The sequence below is a fragment of the Novosphingobium lentum NBRC 107847 genome (assembly GCF_001590965.1).
In the GTDB taxonomy this organism is placed as follows: Bacteria; Pseudomonadota; Alphaproteobacteria; order Sphingomonadales; family Sphingomonadaceae; genus Novosphingobium; species Novosphingobium lentum.
In genome coordinates this window covers 1-5,722 of record NZ_BCTW01000041.1, presented here as the reverse complement: position 1 = coordinate 5,722, position 5,722 = coordinate 1, and the positions used below count along the sequence as shown (strand labels likewise).

At 67.7% G+C, this 5,722-nt stretch carries 5 protein-coding genes; 3 read left to right on the top strand and 2 right to left on the bottom strand.

Annotation, left to right across the window (positions count from 1 at the left end):
* Positions 1-137 precede the first annotated feature (137 nt).
* Together NL2_RS20490 and NL2_RS20485 are read right to left on the bottom strand one after the other, a co-directional pair.
* A complete protein-coding gene (locus NL2_RS20490) occupies positions 138-890 on the bottom strand; it encodes a GntR family transcriptional regulator (RefSeq protein ID WP_169799569.1) in 753 nt (250 codons plus the stop codon).
* Positions 891-1,032: 142 nt separating this feature from the next.
* A complete protein-coding gene (locus NL2_RS20485) occupies positions 1,033-2,232 on the bottom strand; it encodes an MFS transporter (protein ID WP_169799568.1) in 1,200 nt (399 codons plus the stop codon).
* Positions 2,233-2,387: 155 nt separating this feature from the next.
* Between NL2_RS20485 and NL2_RS20480 the strand changes: the two genes are divergently transcribed.
* The 3 genes from NL2_RS20480 to NL2_RS20470 all read left to right on the top strand — a co-directional run bounded on the left by NL2_RS20480 (position 2,388) and on the right by NL2_RS20470 (position 5,706).
* The gene (locus NL2_RS20480; RefSeq protein ID WP_068078553.1) at positions 2,388-3,554 is read left to right on the top strand and encodes a serine hydrolase domain-containing protein; all 1,167 of its coding nucleotides are present in this window, start codon (positions 2,388-2,390) and stop codon (positions 3,552-3,554) included.
* A 126-nt stretch (positions 3,555-3,680) separates the two neighbouring features.
* A complete protein-coding gene (locus tag NL2_RS20475) occupies positions 3,681-4,835 on the top strand; it encodes an oxidoreductase (protein ID WP_068078542.1) in 1,155 nt (384 codons plus the stop codon).
* A 40-nt stretch (positions 4,836-4,875) separates the two neighbouring features.
* Positions 4,876-5,706 (top strand): SDR family NAD(P)-dependent oxidoreductase, encoded by an 831-nt coding sequence (locus NL2_RS20470; protein WP_068078539.1) that lies wholly within the window; start codon positions 4,876-4,878, stop codon positions 5,704-5,706.
* Positions 5,707-5,722 lie beyond the last annotated feature (16 nt).

Genomic DNA, 5,722 nt, shown 5'->3' with positions numbered 1-5,722 from the left:
GCTCAGACAGCAACTCATCCAAGAACTCAACATCGTCGAATAAGCAACGGCCCATCCGCGCGACCGGCGGGCAGGGGATACGGGCTTGAGCGGATCTCAGGACATCCGCAGCAACACAGGCTCAGGATGAGTGGCGCTCACCGTTCGGCAGTCCGGCGCTTGCGCGCGGGTTGCGGCACGGCATGGTCGAGATTCGCCTCGATGAAGGCAACGATCTTGTCGTGGTTGTCGCGCCACATCGCGACGGCCTCATCCACCCGGTGATCGATCACCGCGTCCAGAAACCTGCGATGGTCTTCATGCAGGCCGCGTTCGTAGCGCGCCAGTTCGCGAAATGTATGGCGATAGCGCATCTGCTGGGCATACAATTGCGACCACGCGCGCATCAGCCACTGGTTGTCGCAGCGGGCAAACAGGATGCGGTGGAAATCCTCGCGGTGGCGCACATAGGCGTCCATGCTGATCTCGTCATCGCCCACTTGCGCCAGCACCCGCGACGAGATGTGATAGGCCGACAGCAGCGCCCCTTCCCACGCGAAATCGCCACGCGCGATCGACGAGCGCAGCAAAGGCAACTCGATCGTCAGGCAGGCGTCGGCCAGCTCACGATAGCCATCGACCGACAGCGGCACCGCGCGGAACCCGCTGTTGCGCTCGATCGTGACGAGGCCTTCGGCCGCGAGGCGTGACAGCCCCTCGCGCGCGGCGGCCTGGCTGATATCGAGATCGCGCTGCAATTGCGCGATCTTGAGCCGCGATCCCGGCTTCAGACGGCACGAGATCAGCCCGGCGCGGATCTGGACATAGGCGCGGTGGGTGATGCTCTGGTCGTCATCGCCCACCATCCCGGAACCGCCCGACGGCAACGATACCGCGTCCGTCGCGCTCATGCCGACGCGACTTTCGCGCGACATGGGGGCTGCACGTCGGGGCTCGGTGTGATCTGCCGGTTCATGGCACCAGCCTTAGCAATACGGCGACCGGCCTTGTCAATCACAGGCTTAGGGCCATCACGCAGGCGCGGGCCAAGCGTTATGCGGTACGCGCCGCCGGGCGGATGGTCCGCCGCGCCAACGCGACCGTACCGATCCCGGCCACGAGCGCGCAGCCGCCGAAGATGTGGAACACCGACGCCGGCCCCACCGCCTGCGATATGGCGCGCGCCAGAAACGGGAACGCCACCTGCACCGCGAACATCGCCGACATCGCCAAGCCGATGCCGCGCGCGAAGTTGGTCGACGTCGCCGCGATGTGCGCGCTGACGTTGGGTGCGAACATCGCGAGCCCGCCCGAGACCACGAACATCGCCGCCGCGAACGCGGGCAGCGATGGCGCCAGGCCTGCAGCCAGCAGTCCCAGCCCGGTCAGCACCAGCGTCGCGGCAAACAGCGTCCGCGCCCCGAACCGGGCGTACAGCCGGCCGAAATTGCCCGTCACGATCAGCGCGGCCAGCGACATCCCGCTCAGCGGCAGGGCCGCCAGGCGCGGATCGGTCACGCCGATGGTCTTGAGGTAGAACGGCGCAAACATCGGCCCGACGTACATCGCCAGTCCCATGAACGCGGCCAGCACCAGCAGCACCGGCGCCACGCCAAGCCCGTGCCCGGTCGGCGCATGCGCATGCGCATGCGCTTGGGCGGTGGCGACCGGTTTCGACGGCAACGTCATCGCCATCGGCACCACCGCCAGCGCGATCAGGTGGATCAGGAACGGCAATCGCCAGCCGATCGTGGACAAGGCACCGACCGCTGGGAAGATCGCCATCGCACCCACGCTGGAAAGCATGGCGTTGCGGCCATACATGCGCGGCCTCTGCGTGGCATCCAGCGTACCAATGCCCGCCAGCCCCGCCGTAAACGCGCCGGCCACGCATACGCCCAGCAGCACGCGCGTCAGCAGGATCAGCGGCAGGCTGTGCAGCAGGGCCGGCACAGTCCCGAAGGCGGCAAACGCGAGCAGCGAGACGACGTAGACCGGCTTGTAGCCCCAGCGCCCGATCATCCCGCCGATGATCGGTGAACTGAGCGCGAACGAGATCCCGCTGGCCCCGCCGATGAGTTGCGCCAGCACCTCCGCATTCGGATCGGCGGAAAACGCGGCCGCCACCCGGGGCAGGGCCGGGCCCAGTGCAAACAGCCCGAGCATCGGAAAGATCGAGCTCAGCAGCAGTGACCACAGGCCGATCGGCCCAGGCAAATGCGCGTCGTGTCCGCCAGTTTGCTTCGCTTCCAATGCACCTGTCCCCATGGCCCGGCCTGTCGTTGTGCGACTGCCGGTGCCACGGGCCTACATCGCCCGACGACGCCCGCGCCTATCGCCTGATATGGGCGAAGCCGATGCCGATGTGGGAGCTGGCTGTCAGCATCATGCGCGACAGGAGCGGGACCATGGCGATCGACCGGCAGGCCAATGCGGCGGTACAGGCGGCGATCGCGCGCGCGATCGGGGAACGGGGCGAGATCGGCGTGCAAATCGCGGCCTATCTCCATGGCGAGCTGGTGATCGATGCCTGGGGCGGCATCGCCGATCCCGCCACCGGCCGCCCGGTGGATGGCGACACGCTGTTCAACGTGTTTTCGGTGACCAAGGGCGTGGTTGCCACCGCGCTGCACATCCAGGCCGAACGCGGGCTGGTGGCCTACGACCGCCCGGTTGCCGACTACTGGCCCGAATACGGCGCCAACGGCAAGCAGGCGGTGACCGTGCGCGATGCGCTGTCGCACCGCACCGGCACTCCGCAAATGCCCGACGGCGTAACCATCGACACGATCGGCGATTGGGACGCGATGGCGGCGGGTTGCGCGGCGCTGACGCCCCTCGTTCCCGTCGGCAGCCCGGCCTACCAGTCGTTCTCGTTCGGCTGGATCATCGGGGAAATCGTCCGCCGCACCGATCCCGCACGGCGCAGCTTCCGCGACTTCGTGCAGCAGGAGATCGCCGGGCCGCTGGGCATAGCGGACTTGTGGATCGGCATCGACGAGGCGGCATATCCGGCGGTCGAGCCGCGCATCGCCCGGCTGGTCAACGGCGATGCGGGCCAGCCGACTCCGCCCGAAGGCTCGCTGATCGCGCTCTCGATGCCCAACGCCATCCGCCTCATTCCCGAAGTCTACGAACAACCGGCTATGCGCCGCGCCTGCGTGCCCGGCACCGGCGGCATCTTCACCGCGCGCAGTTCCGCCCGCTTCTGGGCCATGCTCGCCAGCGGCGGCACGCTCGACGGCGTGCGCCTGCTCTCGCCCGAACGGATCGCCATGGCGTGCGAGCGGCGCGAAGGCGGGCTCGATCCCGATCCGGTCTATTTCGGCATGGTCATGCCGATCAGCCGGGGCAGTTTCTGGCTGTGCGACGGGATCATGCCGATCACCTGCCCGATGACATCGCCGCGCGCGATCGGCTCGCCCGGAGTGGGCGGCTCGCTCGGCTGGGCCGATCCCGACAGCGGGCTGGCGGTGGCATTCTGCCACAATTTCATGTCGAACCCGATGGACGGCAGCCGTCAACCCGCCAGCGAAATCGCCGACGTGATCCGCGCGAGCCTCGGCATCGCCTGATCCGGACAGGCGCTACATCGCGTCCTGCCGTATGGCAGGTGGCGTGCGAGGCGCATTTGCCGAGACAGCCATCGGATTTTCCGCGCCCCGCCCGCCATGGGGCCGCCCAGCAGTGACAGGCCCGCGATGACGACCGAACAACGACCGATCTTTCGCCCGCTGACCGTGCGCGGCGTGACCTTGCGCAACCGCATCGTGATGTCGCCGATGACCCGCATGGGTTCGCCCGGCGGTGTCCCGTCAGAACCGATGGACGCCTATTATCGCCGCCGCGCCGAACACGATGTCGGCCTCATCGTCACCGAGGGCATCGGCGTCGATCACCCCACCGCGCTCGGCGCCGGCTCGCTGGGCGAGGCCAACATGCCCGAACTGCACGGCGAGGCCGCGCTCGCGCGCTGGAAGGACATCGTCGCTGGCGTCCATCAAGCCGGCGGCGTGATCTTCCCGCAGCTGTGGCACCAGGGGCCGATCCGCACGCACCGCACCGGCCCTCATCCCGATCGGATGTCGTCGCGGCCTTCGGGCCTGTGGGGTCCGCACGTCGGCGTGACCACCGCTCCGGCCCCGTATATCGAGGACATGCTGAAGCCCACCGAACCGATGACCGACGAGGACATCGTCGACGCCATCGCCGGCTACGCCCGCAGCGCCGCCAATGCCCGCGCCGTCGGCTTCGATGGCATCGCGATCCACGGCGCACATGGCTACCTGCCCGATGCGTTCTTCTGGCACGAAACCAACCTGCGCGACGATCGCTGGGGCGGCACCGCGCTGCGCGAACGCGCGACGTTCGGCGCCGAACTGGTCAAGGCGATCCGCGCCGAAGTGGGCGACGTGCCGATCATGTTCCGCTATTCGCAGTGGAAGCAGCAGGATTACGACGGCCGCCTGGCGCAGACACCGGCCGAGCTGGAGGAATTGCTTGGCGCGCTGGCCGATGCCGGGGTCGACATCTTCGATGCGAGCACGCGCTACTATCACCACCCCGCGTTCGAAGGCTCGCCCCTCACGCTTGCCGGATGGACGCGCAAGCTGACCGGCCGCACGACGATGGCGGTGGGCGGGATCGGCCTCGCCAACGAACTGAAGAACAGCTTCGCCGGCGAAGTGGGCGCGGTGAACAACGTGCCCGACGTGGAGCAGCGGATCGAGGCGGGCGAATTCGATCTGGTCGGGGTCGGCCGCTCGCTGATCGCGGACCCGGCGTGGGCGGAAAAAGTCCGGGCGGGCGAACCGTTCCTGCCGTTCCACCCGCGCGTGCTCGCCAGCATCGCCTGAGCGCCTGCAAGGCCACGGGAACACCTCAGGGAGAATCGGCATGGGACGTCTTGAAGGCAAGGTCATTCTCATCAACGGTTCCGGATCGGGCATCGGCGCGGCCTGCGCGATCGAATATGCGCGCGAAGGGGCCAAAGTCATCGTCGGCAGCCAGAGCCGTTCGTCCGAAAAAGTCGCCGCACAGATCGTCGCTGCCGGGGGCGATGCCAGGCCATTTTCCGCCGATATCGCCGATGAGGCGCAAGTGCGCGCGATGGTGGCGTTCACGCTCGAAAGCTATGGCCGGATCGATGTGCTGCACAACAACGCGGCGATGACCGGGCCGGACATCATCACCCGTGATATCGATGTGGTGAACATGGATGGCGACCTGTGGGACCGCACGATGGCGGTCAACGTCAAGGGACCGATGTTCTGCGCCAAGCACGCGATCCCGCACATGATCGAACAGGGCGGCGGATCGGTCATCACCACCGGATCGACCAAGGCGCTGCAGGGCGATATCGCGCAGACCGCCTATGGCGCGTCGAAAGTCGCGGTGCACAACCTGACCTACAACATCGCCGCGCAGTACGGAAAGTTCGGCATCCGCGCCAATGTGCTGATGGTCGGCCTGATCATTTCGGGCGCGACCGAGGACAACATGCCGCCGCCGGTGCGCGACGTGATGCTGCGCCACATGCTCACGCCGTTCATCGGCACGCCGCAGGATTGCGCGAAGGCCGCGGTGTTCCTCGCCTCCGACGAATCGCGTTACACCACCGGGCAGAACCTGCACGTCGATGGCGGCTACGCCAGCCACGCCCCGTCGCTCGCCGATTTCCGTGACATGATCGCCGCCATGCAGGCTGGCGGCGGTCAGCCCGGCTGACCCCGCGACCCTACCC

Bases quoted from the DNA above. Each gene is read 5' to 3' on its own strand.
- NL2_RS20490 (WP_169799569.1), bottom strand. From the start codon at position 890: ATGAGCGCGACGGACGCGGTATCGTTGCCGTCGGGCGGTTCCGGGATG.
- NL2_RS20480 (WP_068078553.1), top strand. From the start codon at position 2,388: ATGGCGATCGACCGGCAGGCCAATGCGGCGGTACAGGCGGCGATCGCG.
- NL2_RS20475 (WP_068078542.1), top strand. From the start codon at position 3,681: ATGACGACCGAACAACGACCGATCTTTCGCCCGCTGACCGTGCGCGGC.
- NL2_RS20470 (WP_068078539.1), top strand. From the start codon at position 4,876: ATGGGACGTCTTGAAGGCAAGGTCATTCTCATCAACGGTTCCGGATCG.